The 19,558-nt window shown below is 65.4% G+C and carries 17 protein-coding genes and 1 pseudogene; 2 read left to right on the forward strand and 16 right to left on the reverse strand.

Annotated elements, in window-relative coordinates; all coding sequences use genetic code 11:
- Nucleotides 1-41: 41 nt before the first annotated feature.
- From FLQ03_RS19675 to adh, 3 genes and pseudogenes are all read right to left on the reverse strand, one after another.
- Nucleotides 42-698, reverse strand: coding sequence for a methyl-accepting chemotaxis protein (locus FLQ03_RS19675; protein WP_420855657.1), 657 nt, complete (start codon nt 696-698; stop codon nt 42-44).
- Nucleotides 699-857: 159 nt separating this feature from the next.
- Nucleotides 858-2,051: pseudogene (locus FLQ03_RS19680) on the reverse strand (FIST signal transduction protein); the annotation flags it as partial.
- Between the two features lie 241 nt (nt 2,052-2,292).
- Nucleotides 2,293-3,807: an aldehyde dehydrogenase gene (gene adh / locus FLQ03_RS11090; RefSeq protein WP_144373350.1), complete on the reverse strand. Its 1,515-nt coding sequence runs from the start codon at nt 3,805-3,807 to the stop codon at nt 2,293-2,295.
- Nucleotides 3,808-4,081: 274 nt separating this feature from the next.
- On the opposite strand from adh, the gene FLQ03_RS11095 reads away from it, so the two are divergent.
- A complete protein-coding gene (locus FLQ03_RS11095) occupies nt 4,082-5,932 on the forward strand; it encodes a sigma-54-dependent Fis family transcriptional regulator (RefSeq protein ID WP_144373351.1) in 1,851 nt (616 codons plus the stop codon).
- A gap of 125 nt (nt 5,933-6,057) precedes the next feature.
- Here FLQ03_RS11095 and FLQ03_RS11100 read toward each other — a convergent pair whose 3' ends face one another.
- From FLQ03_RS11100 to FLQ03_RS11145, 10 genes are all read right to left on the reverse strand, one after another.
- A complete protein-coding gene (locus FLQ03_RS11100) occupies nt 6,058-6,771 on the reverse strand; it encodes a hypothetical protein (RefSeq protein WP_144373352.1) in 714 nt (237 codons plus the stop codon).
- A gap of 61 nt (nt 6,772-6,832) precedes the next feature.
- On the reverse strand, nt 6,833-7,195 hold the full coding sequence (locus tag FLQ03_RS11105) for a roadblock/LC7 domain-containing protein (RefSeq protein WP_144373353.1): 363 nt from the start codon (nt 7,193-7,195) through the stop codon (nt 6,833-6,835).
- A gap of 22 nt (nt 7,196-7,217) precedes the next feature.
- Nucleotides 7,218-7,853 (reverse strand): roadblock/LC7 domain-containing protein, encoded by a 636-nt coding sequence (locus FLQ03_RS11110; protein WP_144373354.1) that lies wholly within the window; start codon nt 7,851-7,853, stop codon nt 7,218-7,220.
- Between the two features lie 2 nt (nt 7,854-7,855).
- The gene (locus tag FLQ03_RS11115) at nt 7,856-8,398 is read right to left on the reverse strand and encodes a GTP-binding protein (RefSeq protein WP_144373355.1); all 543 of its coding nucleotides are present in this window, start codon (nt 8,396-8,398) and stop codon (nt 7,856-7,858) included.
- A gap of 9 nt (nt 8,399-8,407) precedes the next feature.
- Nucleotides 8,408-9,574 carry a response regulator gene (locus FLQ03_RS11120; RefSeq protein WP_144373356.1) on the reverse strand — a complete coding sequence of 389 codons (1,167 nt, stop codon included), beginning with the start codon at nt 9,572-9,574 and terminating at the stop codon, nt 8,408-8,410.
- Nucleotides 9,552-10,976 (reverse strand): type IV pilus assembly protein FimV, encoded by a 1,425-nt coding sequence (locus tag FLQ03_RS11125; protein ID WP_144373357.1) that lies wholly within the window; start codon nt 10,974-10,976, stop codon nt 9,552-9,554. Before FLQ03_RS11125 ends, FLQ03_RS11120 begins: the two co-directional genes overlap by 23 nt.
- A gap of 4 nt (nt 10,977-10,980) precedes the next feature.
- Nucleotides 10,981-11,751: an oxygen-binding di-iron domain-containing protein gene (locus FLQ03_RS11130; RefSeq protein ID WP_144373358.1), complete on the reverse strand. Its 771-nt coding sequence runs from the start codon at nt 11,749-11,751 to the stop codon at nt 10,981-10,983.
- A 187-nt stretch (nt 11,752-11,938) separates the two neighbouring features.
- On the reverse strand, nt 11,939-13,309 hold the full coding sequence (locus tag FLQ03_RS11135) for an NAD(P)(+) transhydrogenase (Re/Si-specific) subunit beta (protein WP_144373359.1): 1,371 nt from the start codon (nt 13,307-13,309) through the stop codon (nt 11,939-11,941).
- Nucleotides 13,310-13,321: 12 nt separating this feature from the next.
- Nucleotides 13,322-13,618 (reverse strand): proton-translocating transhydrogenase family protein, encoded by a 297-nt coding sequence (locus tag FLQ03_RS11140; RefSeq protein WP_144373360.1) that lies wholly within the window; start codon nt 13,616-13,618, stop codon nt 13,322-13,324.
- Between the two features lie 11 nt (nt 13,619-13,629).
- Nucleotides 13,630-14,751, reverse strand: a complete 1,122-nt coding sequence (locus tag FLQ03_RS11145; protein WP_144373361.1) for a Re/Si-specific NAD(P)(+) transhydrogenase subunit alpha — start codon at nt 14,749-14,751, stop codon at nt 13,630-13,632.
- A 553-nt stretch (nt 14,752-15,304) separates the two neighbouring features.
- On the opposite strand from FLQ03_RS11145, the gene ugpQ reads away from it, so the two are divergent.
- Entirely contained in the window at nt 15,305-16,057 is a 753-nt protein-coding gene (gene ugpQ / locus FLQ03_RS11150) for a glycerophosphodiester phosphodiesterase (RefSeq protein WP_144373362.1), read from the forward strand.
- An 18-nt stretch (nt 16,058-16,075) separates the two neighbouring features.
- Here ugpQ and FLQ03_RS11155 read toward each other — a convergent pair whose 3' ends face one another.
- From FLQ03_RS11155 to FLQ03_RS11165, 3 genes are all read right to left on the reverse strand, one after another.
- Nucleotides 16,076-16,882, reverse strand: a complete 807-nt coding sequence (locus FLQ03_RS11155) for a substrate-binding periplasmic protein (protein ID WP_144373363.1) — start codon at nt 16,880-16,882, stop codon at nt 16,076-16,078.
- Nucleotides 16,879-17,646, reverse strand: coding sequence for a substrate-binding periplasmic protein (locus tag FLQ03_RS11160; protein WP_170252391.1), 768 nt, complete (start codon nt 17,644-17,646; stop codon nt 16,879-16,881). The genes FLQ03_RS11155 and FLQ03_RS11160 overlap by 4 nt, the downstream gene beginning before the upstream one ends.
- A 124-nt stretch (nt 17,647-17,770) precedes the next feature.
- Entirely contained in the window at nt 17,771-19,378 is a 1,608-nt protein-coding gene (locus FLQ03_RS11165) for a sulfatase-like hydrolase/transferase (RefSeq protein ID WP_144373365.1), read from the reverse strand.
- Between the last annotated feature and the right edge of the window lie 180 nt (nt 19,379-19,558).

The raw sequence follows: 19,558 nt of genomic DNA on the forward strand, positions 1-19,558 counted from the left end.
CGGCGGCCACGGCCTGCTCCGGCGCACGCGCCGGTGGGCGGTTACTGTTTTTCCAGCTGCAGGATGGCGTCCAGCTCCTTGTCTACCTCGCGCATGCGGGCGTACAGGCTTTCGGTCTGCGCCAGCATGCTGTCCACGCGCTGCTTGCTGTCTTGCGAGGTGGCGGCCAGGCCGTGCAGCTTGCCCACCACTTGCGCCATTTCACCGGCAAAACCGCTGACCTGGCTGCCCATGCCGCGCACGTCGCCGCCGACGTCGCGCACGCCGTTCATCACGTTGTCCACCGCACCACCGGTGGCGTCCAGGTTGGCCTGGGTGGTGTTGGCCAGCTTGCGCACTTCGTCGGCGACTACGGCAAAGCCACGGCCGGCCTCGCCGGCACGGGCGGCTTCGATGGCGGCGTTCAGCGCCAGCAGGTTGGTTTGTTCGGCGATCTTCTTGATCATCTGCATCACTTCGCCAATCTGCTGCGCGTCTTTTTCCAGTGCGCCGATGCGGCCGGTCACGTTGCTGGCGGTCTGTGCCCCTTGGTCTACTTCCTGGCCAAAGCGGCTGATGTCCTGCTCGATGCTGCCCAGGTGCTCCACCAGTTGGGCGGTGGTGTCGCGGAACAGCGGCAGGCTCTCCATCAACTGGCCGGCAAAGGCCTTGTAACCGTTCAGCTCTTCAATCACGCGGCTCTTCATCTGCCCGGTCATACGGGCTCGCTCGAGTTCGCGGCGGTAGAAGTAGTTCTTGAAGTTGGCGTAATGCACCGGGAAGCGGTCGACAAAGTCGTCGCGGAAGGTGCTGCTGGCCGGGTAAAAGAAGATGGCGGTCAGCGTCTGGTTGATATTGACGCCCAGCAGCTCGCCAAAGGTGGAAAAGCCGGCGGTGGGGATGTCGCCGTAGACATTAGCGCGTGCCAGCGCGCTGGCGTTATTGAGCCGGCGCAGGATGCAATCGTTGAGGATGCCGCCCACCGGTTGCGGCTTGCCGCGGCTGAACTGTTCGAAGTCGCGGCCGGTGCGCTCGGCCAGGTCCACGCTGCGCAGCAGGAACAGCTGTTCGCCGAACGCGAGGTCGCAGGCAAACTGCAGGTAACCCTGCTGTTCGTTGATGGCCAGTACCGAGCGCACGAAGATCTCGTCGTCAATCTTGATGCCGAAGCTGTGGCTTTGCAGCTTGGCGCCCAGCTCGCTGCGCTGGCAGCGGAAGTGCTGGCACAGCGCGTCCAGCACGTTGCGGATCTCGCCACTCTTGCTGTCGATCACCGAGTGCACCTGGCGCAGCTCGGTGCTGGCCTGGGCAATGATGAAGCTGGTGCCGGTGTCTTCAAAGTTCTGGCTCTTGAAGATGCCGTAGCGGTAGGCGGGTGCCAGCTTGATGAAGGCAAACACCGCGTGGCCATCTCGTACCTGCTGGCCGTCGTACAGCCGCGTCATGCTGAAATCCAGCGGGCCGCCGGCCGAGCCGCCGACAAACAGGTAGGGCAGCTTGCCGGATTCGTACAGCGCCTCCATCAGGTAGCTCTCGCTATTGGACAGGCCGTCCACCAGCGTGAGCACAAAGCCCTCGTCGTGACGCATGGCAAACGGCAGGTTGATGCGGCCAACCTGGTCTTTCAGCTTGGCCAGCCGGCTATCGTGGCTAAGCGAGGGCTGGCCGGCCTTGATGTCTTCGCAGGCCAGCGGCACAGCCGCTACGTGCACGTCGCTGACCAGTGCCGCGTCAAACAGCTGGAACACCATGCTCTGCCACTGGCCGTTGGCCGGCAGATAGAGCGGCTGCTGGCGGCCGGCGCTGCACAACTCGCCGGCGGTGGTAGTGAGCACCACTTTGGCCTGCGGAAAGTGGCGCGCCACGCTGCGGCCAACCTGCTCCAGGTTGGCCGCGGGGTTCACATAGCCCAACACCAGCCGGATGCTGCTGCCGGCCTTGGCCGCCAAGGCCTGGTCGTAGCCCTGATTATCGGTGCGCACAATGTGCATCAGCCCGGCAGGGACAGCAGCGGGGCTGGTTTCGGAAGACGGTGGACGTTTCTTGTTGAAAAACAGCATGCGTTGCTCCATCGGTTGTCGTTGTGCAAGTACCGGGTCTGCCCTGGCTTTGTTTTACTTTTTATAGATTATCCTGCCTTGCTGATTATCTTCTCCATAAAAAATGCCACCTGTGTTGCGAAACATCAGGTGGCAGTCAATCCGCCGGCCACGAGCGACCATGGCCGGCCGGGGAGGAAGCAGTGTCAGAGCGGTTACCGGTGCCTCGCCCCCGCCCCGCAGGCGGCGGGCAGGCCACGGCAACCGGTACGGTTTAGAAGAAGCCCAGTTTGTCCTCGCTGTAGCTCACCAGCAGGTTCTTGGTTTGCTGGTAGTGGTCCAGCATCATCTTGTGGGTTTCGCGGCCGATACCGGACTGCTTGTAACCACCGAAGGCGGCGTGCGCCGGGTAGGCGTGGTAGCAGTTGGTCCACACGCGGCCGGCCTCGATGTGGCGGCCCATGTGGAAGGCGGTGTTGATGTTGCGCGTCCACACGCCGGCGCCCAGACCGAACAGGGTGTCGTTGGCGATATGCAGCGCCTCGTCCACGTCCTTGAACTTGGTCACCGACAGCACCGGGCCAAAGATCTCTTCCTGGAAGATGCGCATCTTGTTGTGGCCTTCAAATACGGTGGGCTGGATGTAAAAGCCCTGCTCCAGCGCGCCGCCCAGCATGGCGCGCTCGCCGCCGGCCAGCACGGTGGCACCTTCCTGTTTGCCCAGGGTGAGGTAGCTCTGGATCTTGTCCATCTGCTCTTGCGAGGCTTGGGCGCCAATCATGGTGGACGGGTCCAGCGGGTTGCCCTGCTTGATCTCGGCCACGCGCTTGAGGGCGCGTTCCATGAAGCGGTCGTAGATGGATTCGTGTACCAGCGAGCGGCTGGGGCAGGTGCACACTTCGCCCTGGTTCAGCGCAAACATCACGAAGCCTTCGATGGCCTTGTCGAAGAAGGCGTCGTCCTTGTCGCACACGTCGCCAAAGAAGATATTGGGCGACTTGCCGCCCAGCTCCAGCGTCACCGGAATCAGGTTTTCGCTGGCGTAGTTCATGATCAGGCGGCCCACCGGGGTAGAGCCGGTGAAGGCGATCTTGGCGATGCGCTTGCTGGTGGCCAGCGCCTTGCCGGCCTCGGTACCGAAGCCGTTCACCACGTTCAGCACGCCCGGCGGCAGCAGGTCGCCCACCAGTTCCATCAGCACCAGAATCGACAGCGGGGTCTGCTCGGCCGGCTTCAGCACGATGCAGTTACCGGCGGCCAGCGCCGGGGCGATTTTCCACGCCGCCATCAGCAGCGGGAAGTTCCACGGGATGATCTGGCCCACCACGCCCAGCGGCTCGTGGAAGTGGTAAGCCACGGTGGTGGCGTCGATCTCGCCGATGCTGCCTTCCTGCGCGCGGATGCAACCGGCGAAGTAGCGGAAATGGTCGATGGCCAGCGGCAGGTCAGCGTGGGTGGTTTCGCGGATCGGCTTGCCGTTGTCGAAGGTTTCTACCGTGGCCAGCGTAGCCAGGTGCTGTTCCATGCGGTCGGCAATGCGGTGCAGGATCAGCGCGCGCTGGGCGACGCTGGTCTTGCCCCACGCGGTTTTGGCGGCGTGCGCGGCGTCCAGCGCCAACTCCACGTCGGCGGCGTCGGAGCGCGCCACCTCGCAGATCACCTGGCCGGTGACCGGCGTCACGTTCTCGAAGTAGCGGCCGGCAACCGGTGCCACCCACTGGCCGTTGATGTAGTTGTCGTAACGGGTTTTCAGGTTCAGACCGTACTGTGCCGGGGTAATGATGCTCATCTCTGTATCTCCTGTTGTGTTGGTGTCACCTCGCCGGGTGTAAATGCCACAGTGCATCCCGCGTGCCAGCCTGTTGCCATGCTGCAGCGCAACCAGGCCGTTGCCCTTATCGATGCAGCCTTCTGGTGCATGCATGTTGCATCGCAAAAATCACGGCTTTTTTTGGGCGTACTTTCGCCGCAGCGGCGCGGCACACTTCGGGCCGCTGCGGCGCACCTGGCTGTGTCAGCCTGCTACAGTTGTATCGATACAGTGACACACCGTGGAGAACCCCATGTCCAGCCTGCCCTTGGCCGAAGTACGGCGCCGCTTTTTCGACGGTGACGATGTCCCGGAAAACAGCGTGCCGCAGCCCATCCTGCACTCGTGGCGGCGCTGCCTGGGCCTGGGCCTGCCGGCGGGGCGGCTGCGACAACCCGAGCGGCTGGACCCGAACACGTTGCAGCAACGGCAGCAGGCCAGCGCCGACTGGCTGCAGCTGGCCAAGCCGGCCATCGACGCGCTGTTCGACAGCGTGGTGGACGATGGCCACGTGGTGATCGTGGCCGACGCCGACGGCGTCATCCTCAACCAGATGGGCCACCCGGCGTTTCTGGACCGCGCCGAACGGGTAGCGCTGCTGCCGGGCATGGACTGGCGCGAAGACGTGCGGGGCACCAACGCCATCGGCACCGCGCTGGTCACCGGCAGCGCCGTACGGGTGCGTGGCAGCGAACACTATCTGGAACGCAACCGCCAGCTGTCGTGCACCGCCAGCACCATCCTCGACCCGCAAGGCCGCCTGCTGGGCGCGCTGGACGTATCCGGCCTGCCGCGCAAGCTGGGCGAGGCGCAACAGCTGCAGGTGATGACGGCGGTGCGCCATATCGAACAACGGCTGTTCGACGAGCACAGCCGCAGCCTGCACGAGCTGCGCTTTGCCCCCGACCCGGCCACACTGGCTACGCCACGTTGCGCGCGGCTGGCGTTTGACGACGACGGCGTACTGCGTGCGGCCAACCGTGCCGCGCTGGCCGCACTGGGGCTGGACTGGCATTGCCTGGGGCAAACCAGTTTTGCCGGGCTGTCCGGCCTCAGCCTGGAACACTGGCTCAGTCGCCACGGCAGCGGCATCGCCTCGCTGCGCCACGGCGGCCGGCTGTACTCGGCCAGCCTGCTGCCGCCCCGGCTACCGTCCTTGAGCGAGCGCCCCACCCTGCTGCACAGCGAGCCGGCAGCACGCGCCGAAAATAGCCACGACAAGGTTGGCCGCAAGCAGGACCTGGCGCTACCCGCCGGCATGCTGGACACCGCCCGCCGCCTGCTGGAAGCCGACATCCCGGTGCTGGTACTGGGGGAAACCGGCGCCGGCAAGGAACGCTTCGTGCAGGCGCTGCACGCAGCCAGCAGCCGCGCCGCCGCACCGCTGGTGGCGGTGAACTGCGCCGCCATCCCGGAGGGGCTGATCGAATCGGAACTGTTCGGCTACGAAGAAGGCGCCTTTACCGGCGCCCGGCGCCAGGGCGCCCGCGGCCGCCTGCGCGAGGCCGACGGCGGCGTGCTGTTTCTGGATGAGATCGGCGACATGCCGATGAGCCTGCAGGCGCGGCTGCTGCGCGTGCTGCAAGAGCGGCTGGTGGTGCCGCTGGGCGGTGGTAGCGGGCAGAAAGTGGATATCCGCATCGTAGCCGCCACTCACCGCGACTTGGGCGACGAAGTGGCCGCCGGCCGTTTCCGCGCCGACCTCTATTACCGCCTGTGCCACTACCCGCTCACGCTGCCGCCGCTGCGCGAACGCGGCGACGTGGCGCAGATTGCGGCCAACCTGCTACTACAGCACGGCAGTGCCGGGCGCGGCATTACGCTGTCGCCGGCGTTGGCCGACTTCATCCGCCGCTACCCGTGGCCGGGCAACCTGCGCCAGCTGGACAACCTGCTGCGCACGCTGCTGGCGCTGGTGGACGACGGCACCGTGCTGACGCCCGACCACCTGCCCGCCACGCTGCGCGCTGCACAGCCGGCACAGCGCCAGACGGCCAACACCCTGCACAGCCTGCTGCAACAGCACGGCGGTAACGCCAGCGCCGCCGCGCGGGCGCTGGGCATCAGCCGCAGCACGTTTTACCGCCGCCTGCGCGATAGCTAAGACCGCCAGCCAAACACAGCGTCCCGCCGGATGCGCAGGATAGAAACACCCCCTGCGTGCCATGCCAGCAGGGGGTGTTTCTTCAAGCGGAGACCTGCCGACAGCACGCCGGCAGGGCGCGACGCTTACCAGCCCATCTGGCGGGCGATGTCGGCTTTGGTCTGCACGCCCCAGCGCAGCTGTTCGTCCACATAGCTGCGGATGGCTGGCTGTTGCAGCAGCTGCTGCAGGTCGTCTTTGGCCGCAGCCGGCACCTTGTGCAGACGGTCTACGGTGAGGTAATCCGCCTTCCAGCTTTCCAGCGTGGCGGTTCTGAGCTGCAAATAGGTTTCACCGGAACGGGCGCGTTCCAGCCGGGCCGAGATGCGGACGCAACTCTGTCTATCCTCACGCAGGCTGTCTTGCTGTCTGGCCACCGTCACCCAGCCTTTTTCTTCCTGCTGGTGGTCTTTCTGGCAGGCGCCAATCAGCTGGGTAAACGACACGTGCTGGTTAAACGGAGACAAGCTGGTATTGAACGCAATCAGGTCGCCGCTTTCCACGTCTTGTACCGACAACCAGGCGTCAGCGGTTTCGCTCACTACCGTGCTGCTACCCTCTTCGGTCACGTCTGGCGCGTCGGTTTCCACTTCGCTGATCAGCCAGTTCCCCGCGGGCAGCAGCACCCGCTTCTTGCCCAGTTCGAAAGCCTGCATCTTTTCGCCGATGACGAAATGACGCTCGAATTTTTCACGGCGTGACGGATTATCCTCGAACATGCCAAAGGTCAACGGTTCTGCCACGGCAGCGGCGGACAGTGCCAGCAATAGCGTGGCGGCCAAACCTGCTTTTGTTTTCATGATGCGCCCTGTTTGTTATGCCAGCACATGATAAACAAGCGCAGTCATTTCGCATAGCTGGCTATAAAATTTCGGACACACTGCGCGCCGCACGCTTGGCGTCCAGAAAGATCAGGCCCAGCTTGGCTTCCTTGCGGGCAATGACGGTCAGTACCGCGTCACGGCCGGCGTAACTCATCAGGATGTAGCCGGCGTCTCCCTTCACCATTACTTGTTCCAGCTCGCCGCGGGCCAGCTCGCGGGCGGTACGCTCGCCCAGCGACAACATGGCGGCGGCCATGGCGCCGACGCGGTCTTCGTCGACGCCCTGCGGCAACAGCGCGGCCATGGTCAGGCCGTCGGAGGAAATGATGGCAGAGGCCTCGATGTCGGCAGACGCGCCGTTGAGGTCGCTGAGGATGGATTTGAGCAGTTGTTCGCGCATGGTGTTGGCTTCCGGTAATCGTTCAGGCGTAACGGCGACACAGCGCCTCGATGATGGCAACAAAGGCGCTATCGCCCAGTCGCGGTTGGCCGCCAATCACCAGCAGGAAAGTCTGGCGGCCCAGGTAGAGCGGGTGAAACCCCAGCTCGGCGTGGCCGGCCGGGTCGATCAGGGCCCAGGCTTGTGCGCCCAGCCCCAGGTTTTGCTGCAACAGCCGGGCATGGCGCCGCGCCATGCCGATGATGTCGCCAGCCAGCGCGGCGATCTGCTCCGCCGCCTCGTGACGGAAACCGGCGGTGGCGTAATACAGGCCGTTATCGTCGGCCAACAGCGCGCGGCCCTCGCCGGACAACAGCGCCAGCAAGGCAGGCAGGCGGCTTTCCAGGCTACCGGCCGGTTCGCTGCGCCCGTCGCGGCGGCCCTGCACGAAGCCCAGCCGTTGCAGGCGGTACAGTACGGTCAGCGCCTGCTCTGGCGACTCGGCTTCACACCATTGCTGCAGGCGCGCTTCGTTCAGCGGCAACTCGCCGCCATGCTGCAGCAGTTGCAGCAGCAGCTTGCGGTCGGCACGGGCCTCGCCGTGGCTGACGGCGTACCAGGCGCCGGCCGGAGTGACCTCGGCGTACAGCGCGCTGTTGAGGCTGAGCGGGGCGTCCATGGCTAGCCCTCCAGCCCCGGATCGATCGAATACAGCAGCGCGCACACCAGCGACTTGATGTCCTCACGGTTGCGGGCGTCCACCTCGAAAATCGGCGGGCGCAGGCCCAGCGTTTCCAGGATGTCGGCGTAATGCGCGGTGGTGGGCGTACCGGCCAGGTCGGTCTTGGTAATGCCCACCACCAGCGGCGCATCCTGCAGCAGCTTGTCGAACGCTTTCAGGAAAAACTGCAGGTCGCGGATGGGGTGCGGCCGGGTGTTGTCCAGCAGCAGGATCAGCCCGATGCCGCCTTGGCTGAGGATGTCCCACATGAAATCGAAACGCTCCTGCCCCGGCGTGCCGTACAGGTGCACCTTGGTGTCATCGTCCAGCATCAGCACGCCGTAATCCAGCGCTACCGTGGTGTGGCCCTTGCGGTCCAGCGTCATGTCCGAGGCGGTGGCGTCGGTGGTCACCGGCGGGATATCGGACAGACTGGCGATGGCTGTGGTCTTGCCGGCGCCCACCGGGCCGGCAAACAGGATTTTGTTGTCACTGGGTCGCATGCAAAGCCCCTACAGGTTCTTGATCCGCCCCAGCAGGCGCGACAGCAGACTCTGTCTGGCCGGCGGCAGGGGCGCGGGTGCCGGCGTAGCCGGCCGGGTAGCGGACGGCGCCGCTTCGTTGGTCTTGCCCACCTGCTCCAGCAGGCCCAGCGCATGGCTGGCGGCGATGAAATTGCACAGCGTGGCCGGCTCCATTTTCAGCAGGCTTACCGCCACGCGCAGGCTGGTGGGCGTGCGCGACCACAGGCCGGCAATACGCAGCGCGCCGTCCAGCGGCGCCAGCCGCGTCAGGTTGGGCCACTGCCGCAAACGCAACGGGGTATCCGGGTCGATGCCCGCCAGCAGGCGGCCGCGGCAGCTCCACAGCGCCACCTGCCACAGCAGCGTGGGCAGCGCAATGCGCACCACCGGCTCGTCGGCCGGCGCGGTGGCGCCCTGCGCCTGGCTGGCCAGACGCAGGCCGTTCAGCTCGCACAGCTGTTGCACGCTGGACAGCGTGGTATGCAGCGTGGCCATGCCCTGTACCGGGTCGACACAGGCAAACAGCCGTTGCTCGCAGTACAGCAACTGCGGCTGCTTCTGCCGTGCCGCCTCTACCAGCAAACCGTAAATGGTGCCCACCGGGTGAAAACGCTGCAGGATGCGGCGCTGCCCGCCCTGGCGTGCCACGGGTGGCGCCTCGCCCGGCGGCGGCGTGGTTGGCCGCACCGCGGCCGGGGGCGGTACCGGCGCGGGGGCTGGCCGCACCGCAGCTGTGGCTGCCAGCGGCGCCGACACCGGCGCGGGCGTCACCGCCGGCGGCGGGCTGACAGGCGGCAGCGCGGCGCTATCGGCCGCGGCGTCCGGTGTGGCCAACAACTGGCGTAGCAGCGGGAACAGCTTTTCCATGCGCACCGGCTTTACCATCTGCAAGGCCGGGGCGTCGTCGCTGGGGTAGGCGGTAACGATCAGCGCCGGCAGCGCGGGGTGTTGCTGGCGGTACTGCTGCCACACTTGCCAGCCGGTAGCGCTATCGACATCGATAATGGCCAGCTGCGGCGTACCGCCGTGGTCGCTGGCCAGCCGGTACGGATGCAGCGTGTGCAGGCGGAACGCCATGCGGAACAGCGCCAGCTTGCGTTCGTCCATGCCGGCGGTGAGAACGGTGATCGGCTCAGCCGGCGTGCTGACAGACATGGTGCTCCTCCAGCGGGTCATCCAGTTTCAGAAGCTGGCGCAGCTGCGCCAGACGGGAGGCCACCTCGGCCGGCGGGTGGCCCAGCGTGGCGCGGATGTGTGCCAGCAGCGCGCGCAGCTGGCCGGCGGATTCCAGCCGTTGGTACAGGTCCAGCAGCAACGGGTACAGGCGCACGTCGGCCGGGTTGCGGTACAGCGCCTGCTCCAGCACTGCCTGGGCTTCTTCCACCTGACCGTATTCCAGGTAGGCCTCGGCTTCGTCCAGCGCGTCGCGGGTGGTGGCCGCCGGCGCCGCAATGCTGCCAACGCGAACCAGCGGCAGGGCGTCCACGTCGGCAACCGGTGCCGGCACGAAACCCCAGGCACGCCCCAGCGCGTCCAGCCCGGCGCTGTCCTGGCCGGCCGCCAGCGCGTCCAGCAGCGGGTGGCTACCCAGCGCAAAACCCATGCGCAACAGGCGCTCGCGCAGCGCCGGGCCGTGGTCGCCCAACAGCACGAAACTCTGCCACAGCCGTCGGCAGAAGCCGGCCAGGTTGGCCGCACGGTAGTACAGATGCAGGATGTCCATCAGCAGCGTCAGCGGGTGACGGGTATGCGCCAGCAGGTTTTCCAGCGTGGCGATGGCAGTCGCGGTTTCTCCGTGCTGCTGCAGGATGCGTACGCCCTGACGCGGCGGCAGCAGATGGCAGATGGCCTGCCGCTCCAGGCCGTCCAGCGCGGCCAACGGCTGCTGGCCGGCCACCAGCAGCAGGCTGCCGTCCGGGCTGGCCGGGTTGGCCGCCGGCGCGGCGCTGGCCGCCCGGGGTGCCGGTTGCGGTGGCGCCAGCCCGACGCGGCGGCTGACGGTAGCGATGTCCCAGCCCAGGCTGTCTTCGGCGAATACGCGCAGCGCCAGGTTGTCGGGGTCGACGCGCAGCCCTTCCACTACTGCCTGGGCGGTGTCGGCTTCGGTCAGCATGCCCAGCGCGGCCAGGCGTTGCAGGATCTCGGTGAAGTCGTCGATGGCGGCCAGGCGCAGGTACAGGCCCAGCAGGCGCGCCAGCTCGCGGCTGGCCGGCGGGTTCTGGTCGGCGTAGCTGCGCAACAGCGCGGCGGCGCGGTCGAGGTAGCCGAACTGCAGGTAAACGTCGGCCTCGGTCAGCTGGTCGGTGTCGGCAACGCCGATTTCCAGTTGCAACTCGTCGGGGCCGGCCATGGCGTCGGCGGCGGCCTGCGCGGGTGGTGCTGCCTGAGCCGGCGCGTCGTCCGCCACCACGGCCACCGGGTGCAGAATGCGCGGCGGCGGCAGCCGGTTTTCGGCAGCCGGCGGTGGGCGGCGACGGCGCATCACCCACAGCAAGCCCAGCAGCACAGCCGGGCTGGCCGCCAGCAGCAGCGTGGTGTCGTCGGGCAACGGCAGCATGGCGTTAGCGGCGCGGCGGGAAGTCGGCTTCGGTCAGCAGGTCGGTGCCGCACTCCAGTTTCTCGAACCAGTCGAGGAAGCGCTTCACCATGTCCTTGCCTTTGTAGGACGCGCCGTGCTGCGGCACGATCCACTCCACGTCCATTTGCCGCACCATGTTCACCCACAGCCGGGCGGCGCGGTTATTGCTCATGTAGCGGCGATGGAAGCCGGACATGTGGTGGTCCACCAGATGGCGGTCGAAGTCTTCCACCGGCTGCGCGGCGCTGACGCCGTCCATCAGCGAGGCGCCGATGTCGCCGGAAAACAGGATCTTGCTGATCGGGTCGTACACCTGGAAAAAGCCGACGGTGTGCAGGTAGTGTGCCGGGACGATTTCCAGCCGCGTGCGGCCCAGCGGCAGCGTCATGCCGCGCGCCGGGATCGGAATCAGCCGCCCTTCGGTAGCGCCCTTGACGCAGAAGTGCGGGATGAAACGCGTCCATTCCTGCGCGATGACGATCTGGGCATCGGTAATCAACAGCCAGCCGTTGGCAGAGGCGATGATGTCCGGGTCCTGGTGCGAAGCAAAAATATAGCGGGTATGCGACGGTAGGAAGTGGTCGGCCATTTCCGCCAGCAGGTGTTTGTAGGTGAGGTTGCCGCCCGGGTCCAGCAGCATGCCGTCGCCGTCGTGGACGATGGCGAACTGGTTGGCCTGGATGCCTTCACCTTGTACCAGGTCGGTAAAGGCGATGCATTTGTGGTTGCCGTCGTTGTAGAGAACCTGTGCCATAGCGCGTGCGAGCCACCTGCTCGATGCAAACCGGATAGGTCTGAAAGATTAGCCAGCCTAATACAAACGGGTATTGACTCGGGTCAAACGGGGGGCAGCCTGTTACCGCTGCCGTAACAGGCAGCGGCAACAAAAAACCCTGCTTGCAAGGCAAGCAGGGTTGGTCGGTGCCAAGGTTGGCCGCAGCTTAGTGCGACACCGCCTTCAGCATGTCTTCTACGACTTTCTTGGCGTCGCCGAACACCATCATGGTCTTGTCCATGTAGAACAGTTCGTTGTCGAGGCCGGCGTAACCCACGCTCATCGAGCGCTTCACCACGATCACGGTACGCGCCTTGTGCGCTTCCAGGATCGGCATGCCGTAGATCGGGCTTTGCTTGTCCTTCTGCGCCGCCGGGTTCACCACGTCGTTGGCACCGATCACCAGCACTACGTCGGTATTGGAGAAGTCGGAGTTGATCTCTTCCATCTCCTGCACCTGCTCGTACGGCACTTCGGCTTCGGCCAGCAGCACGTTCATGTGGCCCGGCATGCGGCCTGCCACCGGGTGGATGGCGTAGCGCACGTTGACGCCTTTCTGGTGAAGCAGCTCGGCAAACTCCTGCAGCGCGTGCTGGGCGCGCGACACGGCCAGGCCGTAGCCAGGCACGATGATGACGCTGTCGGCGTTGCTCATCAGGAAGGTGGCGTCTTCGGCAGAACCGGACTTGTAGTTCTTCGGCCCGGTGTCGGCGCTGCCGCCGCTGCCGGCTTCGGCACCGAAACCACCCAGCAGCACGCTGGCGATGGAACGGTTCATCGCCTTGCACATGATGTAGGACAGGATGGCACCGGAAGAGCCCACGCAGGCGCCGGCAATGATCAGCACCGGGTTATTCAGCGTGAAGCCGATACCGGCGGCAGCCCAGCCGGAGTAGCTGTTCAGCATCGACACCACCACCGGCATGTCGGCCCCGCCGATAGGGATGATCAACGTTACGCCCAGCACCAGCGCAATGGCCACCATCATCAGGAAGGCGCCGTGGCTATCGGTGAGGAAGTACGCCACGCCAAAGCCCACCATCGCCAGCGCCAGCACCAGGTTCAGCAGGTGTTGGCCGCTGAAGTTCACTGCTTTGGCGCCAAACTTGCCGGACAGCTTGCCGTAGGCCACCACCGAGGCGGTGAAGGTGATGGCACCGATAAAGGCGCCGATGAACAGCTCGATCTTTTGCACGCCGGTGTGCTCGACACCGGTGTGGAAGATGGCGGCCACGGCGATCAGCACCGCGGACAGGCCTACCAACGAGTGCATGGCGGCCACCAGCTCCGGCATGCCGGTCATTTCCACCGTCTTGGCCTTGTACGCGCCGATGGCGCCGCCGGCCACGATGGCGCCGGCAATCAGCGCCAGCACCGGCTTGTCGAGGATCATGAAAGTGGTGGCCACGGCGATCAGCATGCCGAGGATGCCGTAGCGGTTACCCTGGATCGCGGTAGTGGGCGAGGACAGCCCCTTCAGCGACAGGATGAACAGCACGGCGGCCACCAGGTACAGGATTGCGGATACGTTCTCCATCTGTGCGATTCCTTATTTTTTCTTCTTCTTGAACATGTCCAGCATGCGCTGGGTGACCATGAAGCCGCCGAAGATGTTGATGCTGGCCAGGAAAATGCCGATGGCCCCCAGTACCGATGTCACGGTGATCTGCTGGCCCTGGATATCCACAACCTGCAGCATGGCGCCGACGATGATGATGCCGGAGATGGCGTTGGTCACGGCCATCAGCGGGGTGTGCAGCGCCGGGGTAACGTTCCACACCACGTGGTAGCCGACAAACACGGCCAGCACGAAGATGGTGAAACTGGTGATGAACGGGTCAACCATGATGGGTCTCCTTAGTTGGCCGCAGCAAAGCGAACCTGGCCGTCGTGCGTCACCAGGGTGGCCGCCAGCAGGTCGTCTTCCAGATTGAGGGTGAAGCCTTCCTTGCTGAGCATCAGCGACAGGAAGGTGAGCAGGTTCTTGGCGTACAGGCTGGAGGCATCGGCCGCCACCTGGCCCGGCAGGTTGTACACACCCACCACGGTGACGCCGTTGTCGGTGCGCTGCACCTCGCCCGGCACCGTCAGCGCGCAGTTACCACCGGCTTCGGCCGCGATGTCGATGATGACGCTGCCCGGTTTCATCGCCGCCACGATGTCGGCACTGATCAGCGTGGGCGCCTTCTTGCCCGGAATCAGCGCGGTGGTGATGATGATGTCGGCCTGGCGCGCGTGCTTGGCCACCAGCTCGGCCTGGCGACGCTTGTAGTCGTCCGACATCTCGCGGGCGTACACGCCGTCGTTGGCTTTCTTCTCTTCCTCGGTCATCGGCACTTCGATGAACTTGGCCCCCAGGCTTTCTACCTGTTCCTTGGTGGACGGCCGCACGTCGGTGGCTTCCACCACCGCGCCCAAGCGCTTAGCGGTGGCAATGGCCTGCAAGCCGGCCACGCCCACGCCCATGATCAGCACGCGGGCCGGCTTCACCGTACCCGCCGCCGTCATCAGCATCGGCATGAAACGCGGGTAGTAGTAGGTAGCCAGCAGCACCGCGCGGTAGCCGGCGATGTTGTTCTGGCTGGACAGCACGTCCATGCTCTGCGCCCGCGTGGTACGCGGCAGCAGCTCCATGGCGAAGGCCGATACCTTCTTGGCGGCCAGCGCCGGGAAGGTGGTGTTCTGGTACGGCGCCAGCTGGCCGATCAGCACCGCGCCGTCTTTCAGCTCGGCGATGGCGTCGTCGGGCAAGGGGCGCACGGTCAGCACGATGTCGCCTTGCGCCAGCACCGCAGCGCGCGATGCGGCCAAGGTGGCCCCCGCCTCGGCAAAGGCCGCATCAGGCAGCGCGGCTGCCAGGCCGGCCCCCTGCTCCACCACCACGGCGTGACCCATGGCGACGAGTTTCTTCACCGTTTCCGGTGTGGCGGCCACGCGGGTTTCACCTGCCAGCCTTTCGGCCGGAATAGCGATTTGCATGGTCTTCCTTTCTGCAAATGGTTGAATGACAAATAAAAGCTTCAGAGATAGCGAACGCCCGTGCGAGGCCTGAATTCGAACGAGCGTTTGAATTATTACTACAGCACGACTTTTGATTTGGCGCAATACTTTTACATAAAAGCGACATGCCAGACGGGCTGCCACTGCGCCAAGGTCGCGTCATCGTTGTCATGAATACTGTCTGACAACTTCTTAATCAACTGATTTGAAATTACTTTTTCACATTTACTTCACATTGTGCGGCCAACTGTGGCGTGTATTGCACGTTGCTGCGCTGCGACATCGATACTGCCAGGCGGTCAACACACGCACCGGCACGGGGAAAACACGCGTCGAATCAGCATATTGCGGCGCAACATGTGCACCACAGTAGACAATCTTGTCCGACACTTTGTAAAGAAGGGTTTACGCTTAAGGGATAACACTTGTATGAAATGCAGCTAAATACCGACGCCGAAACAGAATTTCCCGGCTGGCGTGACTTTTTTGTAACGCACCCCGTTACGATCTTTTCATGAATCGGAGTCAAAACATGCACTGGCCATACCCACTGGGCTTTGCCCACCGCCTGGGCGGCGCCCTGGCACCGGAAAACACCCTGGCCGGCCTGCTGCTGGCCCACAGGCTGGGGGTGAGCGGGGTGGAGTGCGACGTCCAGCTTAGCGCCGACGGCAAGGCGGTGATCATTCACGACCACCAGCTGGAACGCACCACCACCGGCAGCGGCGACGTAGCTGCGCAGCCGCTGGCCGCGCTGCAACGGCTGGATGCCGGCCGCCACCACCACTTGGCGTTTGCCGGCGAGGGCGTGCCGTCGCTGGCCGAGTTGGCCGCACGCTGCCGCAAGCTGGGCATGGCGGTGAACCTGGAACTGAAGCCGGCAGCCGACGCGGCCAACATGGCGCAGCGCTGCGTGGCCGAGATCGTCAGCCTGTGGCAGGGCGCGGTGCTACTGCCGCTGCTGTCGTCGTTTGATGTCGAGGCGCTGGCAGCGGCACGGCAACACGCACCGCAACTGCCGCGGGCGCTGCTGCTGGAAAAACTGGATGGCCACAGCGTGGCACAGGCGCAAGCACTGGATTGCCGTGCCATCCACGTGCACTACCGGGCGCTGGACGAAGCCACGGTCCAGGCGCTGCACCAGGCAGGGCTGGCGGTGATGGCATGGACGGTCAACCAGCTGGACGACATGCAGCGGCTGCGGCACTGGGGGGTGGATATGTTGTGCACCGACCGGCCGGACCGGCTGGACAGCAGCTGGCTACCCAGCCGCCACGGCACTTAGCAAGCGCCGCACACGTCGCTAGCGGCCATCGAAACCACAACCGGGCAACCGGCGACCGCTCTGGCCATCACAACGCCGGCTGGACACGACCTTGCGGTTGGGGTCCAGCTGCCCCAGCGCCCGCATGCGGGTAATGGCCAAGGCCACCTCGGCACGATACGGCCCCCACGGCGACAGCCGCGAAAAGGCGATATAGCCACCGTAACCGGGCATCAGTAGCGGCATCTGCTGTACGCGGCCGGCCAGCGCGGTAGCCGTCAGTACGCTGCGGCCGTGCCACACCGGCGCAATCACCACGTCCACCCGCCCGGCCACCAGCTTGCGCATCGACTCCTCGGTCTGCAGCGCCACGTCTTTCTGCAGCGTGCTGTCCTGGTCGAAACGGGCAAAGTAGCGGCGGTCGTGGGTAACGCCTACCCGCAAGCCGGCCAGGTCCTCGTAGCGGCGTAGCGGACGCGGGTCGTTGCGGCGCATGAAAAAGGCGATGCGGGCGTCTTCATCCAGCCCCGGGGAAATGAAATCGATATAGGCCACCCGCTCCGGCGTGGCGGCCAAGCCTAGCGCCACGTCGGCTTCGCCGCGCTGCATCAGCTGCAGGCAACGGCTGAGCGAACAGACGATAAAACGCGGCGTGGCGTCCAGCTGCTCGGCGAGCTGGCGCAGGATGCGGGCGTACGGGCCTTGCGCCTCGCCATGGGCGTCCACCGTTTTCCACGGCGGCATTTCGCTGAAGGCAATATTGAGCACGGCCGGCGGCGCGGCCCACAGCGGCAGCGCCAGGCCCAGCGCCATGGCCCCCGCCAGCAAGCGTTGGCACAGCCTCATGGCGGCCCGCGCCTGATCGCCTCGGCGTCGGCCTTGGCCAGCAGACGCTGGACGGTACCGTCCTTCAGCATGCCGGCCAGCTGCGCTGACAGCACGCCCTGCAGCTGCTGCGCCACCGGCGAGTGGCGGGAAAGCGCAATACGACGTTGGCCGCCAAACTCGAAACGGACTTCGGCTTCGCGAAACTGATGACGATGACGCTTGCCACGCAACTCGCCTTGCGCCTGCAGGCTGTTGATCATCAGCACGTCAAAACGCTTGGCCAGCAGCTTGCGCAGCGCGCTATCCACATTGGGCGCGGCATCGCGCTTCAGACGGCGGTCGTCATCGAACCTCGGGAAGTAATGCACACCGTCCACCACACCAATGCGCAGCGGCAGCAAATCCTCGTAGCTGCGCAATACCCGCGGATCGCTGGCGCGCTGCAACACCACGGTACGGGTGCTGGGGGCAAACGGCGGGTCGAGAAACTGCAGATAGCTGTCGCGGTCAGGCCCACCCTTGATGCCGATGCTGATGTCGGCGCTGCCGTTTTCCAGCATCGCCAACACCCGCTTCAGCGGTACCTGTTCGATCTGCAGCACCAGCTGGCTGCGTCGCGCCAGCTCGCGGATGATGTCCACGTAGGCGCCGGCCGGGCGGCCGGCCGCATCCAGCACCTTGTAGGGCTCGGCCGTATTGAAGGCGAACACCAGGCGCTGGGCATGGGCAAACGGTGTTAGCAGCAGCGCAAGCGCGGCCAGTACGGGCAGGAGTGGTGGCATGGCGTCCGGTATCAGCGTGGCTACGCGCCATGCCGAGAAAAGTCTTACAACTATCGTCTGCATTTAATATCAGAACATTGTAGCAACAATTCCCGTACCCACTGTAAGGCAAAGTACGGACCACTCAGCTACCCACGGCGGGGGTGGCCGCCCGTCGCAGCCAGTCACTCAGCAGCAGTGGCGGGGCAAAGTGTAGCTGCCCGCCCTGCTCGCGCAGCGGCCGCAAGAGGTTGTCCTGCCACAACAGTTTGCCCAGCAGATAATGCTCGCCCTCTCGCCACTGCGGGTTGCTGACCCGGTAGCCCAGCCTGGCGGCCAACCATACCCCGGCTTCGTAATGGCTGACATGCGACTGGGCCGCCAGCGCCGCGGCGGCGGCCGGCGGTGCCTGCCGCGCCAGCAGCAACATCGGCACGTCGGCTACCTCGGGCTGCAGGTCGTTATGCCCCCAGCGCCCCTGCTCGCCCAGCAACTGGCCGTGGTCGCCGGTGATCAGCAGGTAGCACTCGCCGCGCAGCGCCTCGAACTGGCGGATGATCTGGCCCAGCACGTCATCGGCGTACAGCACGGCGTTATCGTAGGCATTGGACTTGCGCGTGGCGTACGGCAGGCTGTCGTCGGTCGGCCAGCGTGCAAAGCGCGCGCCGGCGTGGCGGTAATTGTCCTGATAGGGGCTGTGCGCGGTGCGCAGGTTCAGCATGACGAAGCTGCGCGCGCCCAGCTGCTGCGCTGCCAACAGCTGCGGTAGCGCGTGGTCGTGCTGCTGGCGGAACAGCAGCGGGTGGTCTTCACGGCTGATGCGCACGTCCATGAACGGGCTGCCAAGGTTGGCCAGCAGTTTGGACTCCTGCGACGACAGCCACAGCGTGCGAAACCCCTGCTGCCGCGCCAGACGGAACAGGTTATACGGCTGCTGGCGCAACAGATGGTGCTGCCCCGGGTGGCTGACCAGGTTCACAAAGCTGGGCAGCGACACCGCGGTCGCCACCCCCGACGCAATACCCGGCCGCGCCAGCAGGCCCGGCGTGGCGGCCAACTGTGGTGTGGTAGCACGCGGGTAGCCCAGCACCCCCAGCCGGCTGCCGCGCAGCGAATCCACCACCACCACCCATACGTGCTGCGCCTGGCTAGGCAGCGGCTGCAAACGGTACGGTTGCGGCGGCGGTAACGCTAGTGCGGCCTGTTCGCGCCCGGCCAAACGTACCGCGTAGTAGGCAAAAGCGTTCAGGCTGTTGTGCAGGCTGCTACGTGTCGGCCCGGGCATGAAGGCGTCCATGTCGCGGTAGGTAGCGCGGTAAGGCTTGGCCAGCAGCACCGCCAGCACCAGCACCGCGCCCAGCACACGCCAACCCGGCGCTGGCGGCGGCAAGCGCCCCAGCAGCCAGGCCAGCAGCCCGTACGGCAAGCCCACCGCCAGCCATACCGGCCAGTGGTCTTGCCAATGGTGGCGGGCGCTCTGCCATACCTCTCCCGGCTGACCAAACAAGCTCACCAGCTCGGCCGGCGCCAATGGCTCGCCGGCAAACGAAATATTGCCCAGCTGCACCAGTTGCATGGCCGCCAACAGCGCCAGCAGCGGCCAGACCAGCCAGCGGCGGCCCAGCAAGGTCAGGCCCAGGGCAAACAGCAGCAGTACCGCAACGTAGCGTAGTTCCAGCTCGGCCTGGTTGGCCGCAACAAACTGCTGGTGAATAACATCATCCAGCAGCAGCAAGGCGGTACAGACCAACACAGAGACTGTCCGCAACCAGCGTGGGGAAAGGGTGAATCGCAAACGATACTGCACTTGGCCGACCCTGACTTGCACAAAAGGCGTTCAGACTGAGTAGTCCGTGCATGGTTCAGGCAGCAAGCCCCCTAGGCCGCGTAGCTATGCGGCGATGGATATGGCTGACGGCTACTCCGTCGTGCC

Origin of the sequence: Vogesella urethralis (genome assembly GCF_007644045.2) — a bacterium.
GTDB classification, from domain to species: domain Bacteria; phylum Pseudomonadota; class Gammaproteobacteria; order Burkholderiales; family Chromobacteriaceae; genus Vogesella; species Vogesella urethralis.

Bases quoted from the DNA above. Each gene is read 5' to 3' on its own strand.
- FLQ03_RS11160 (WP_170252391.1), bottom strand. From the start codon at position 17,646: ATGCCACCACTCCTGCCCGTACTGGCCGCGCTTGCGCTGCTGCTAACA.
- adh (WP_144373350.1), bottom strand. From the start codon at position 3,807: ATGAGCATCATTACCCCGGCACAGTACGGTCTGAACCTGAAAACCCGT.
- FLQ03_RS11125 (WP_144373357.1), bottom strand. From the start codon at position 10,976: ATGCTGCCGTTGCCCGACGACACCACGCTGCTGCTGGCGGCCAGCCCG.
- FLQ03_RS19675 (WP_420855657.1), bottom strand. From the start codon at position 698: ATGACCGGGCAGATGAAGAGCCGCGTGATTGAAGAGCTGAACGGTTAC.
- FLQ03_RS11155 (WP_144373363.1), bottom strand. From the start codon at position 16,882: ATGAGGCTGTGCCAACGCTTGCTGGCGGGGGCCATGGCGCTGGGCCTG.
- ugpQ (WP_144373362.1), top strand. From the start codon at position 15,305: ATGCACTGGCCATACCCACTGGGCTTTGCCCACCGCCTGGGCGGCGCC.
- FLQ03_RS11095 (WP_144373351.1), top strand. From the start codon at position 4,082: ATGTCCAGCCTGCCCTTGGCCGAAGTACGGCGCCGCTTTTTCGACGGT.
- FLQ03_RS11135 (WP_144373359.1), bottom strand. From the start codon at position 13,309: ATGGAGAACGTATCCGCAATCCTGTACCTGGTGGCCGCCGTGCTGTTC.
- FLQ03_RS11115 (WP_144373355.1), bottom strand. From the start codon at position 8,398: ATGCGACCCAGTGACAACAAAATCCTGTTTGCCGGCCCGGTGGGCGCC.
- FLQ03_RS11145 (WP_144373361.1), bottom strand. From the start codon at position 14,751: ATGCAAATCGCTATTCCGGCCGAAAGGCTGGCAGGTGAAACCCGCGTG.
- FLQ03_RS11140 (WP_144373360.1), bottom strand. From the start codon at position 13,618: ATGGTTGACCCGTTCATCACCAGTTTCACCATCTTCGTGCTGGCCGTG.
- FLQ03_RS11120 (WP_144373356.1), bottom strand. From the start codon at position 9,574: ATGTCTGTCAGCACGCCGGCTGAGCCGATCACCGTTCTCACCGCCGGC.
- FLQ03_RS11130 (WP_144373358.1), bottom strand. From the start codon at position 11,751: ATGGCACAGGTTCTCTACAACGACGGCAACCACAAATGCATCGCCTTT.
- FLQ03_RS11105 (WP_144373353.1), bottom strand. From the start codon at position 7,195: ATGCGCGAACAACTGCTCAAATCCATCCTCAGCGACCTCAACGGCGCG.
- FLQ03_RS11110 (WP_144373354.1), bottom strand. From the start codon at position 7,853: ATGGACGCCCCGCTCAGCCTCAACAGCGCGCTGTACGCCGAGGTCACT.
- FLQ03_RS11100 (WP_144373352.1), bottom strand. From the start codon at position 6,771: ATGAAAACAAAAGCAGGTTTGGCCGCCACGCTATTGCTGGCACTGTCC.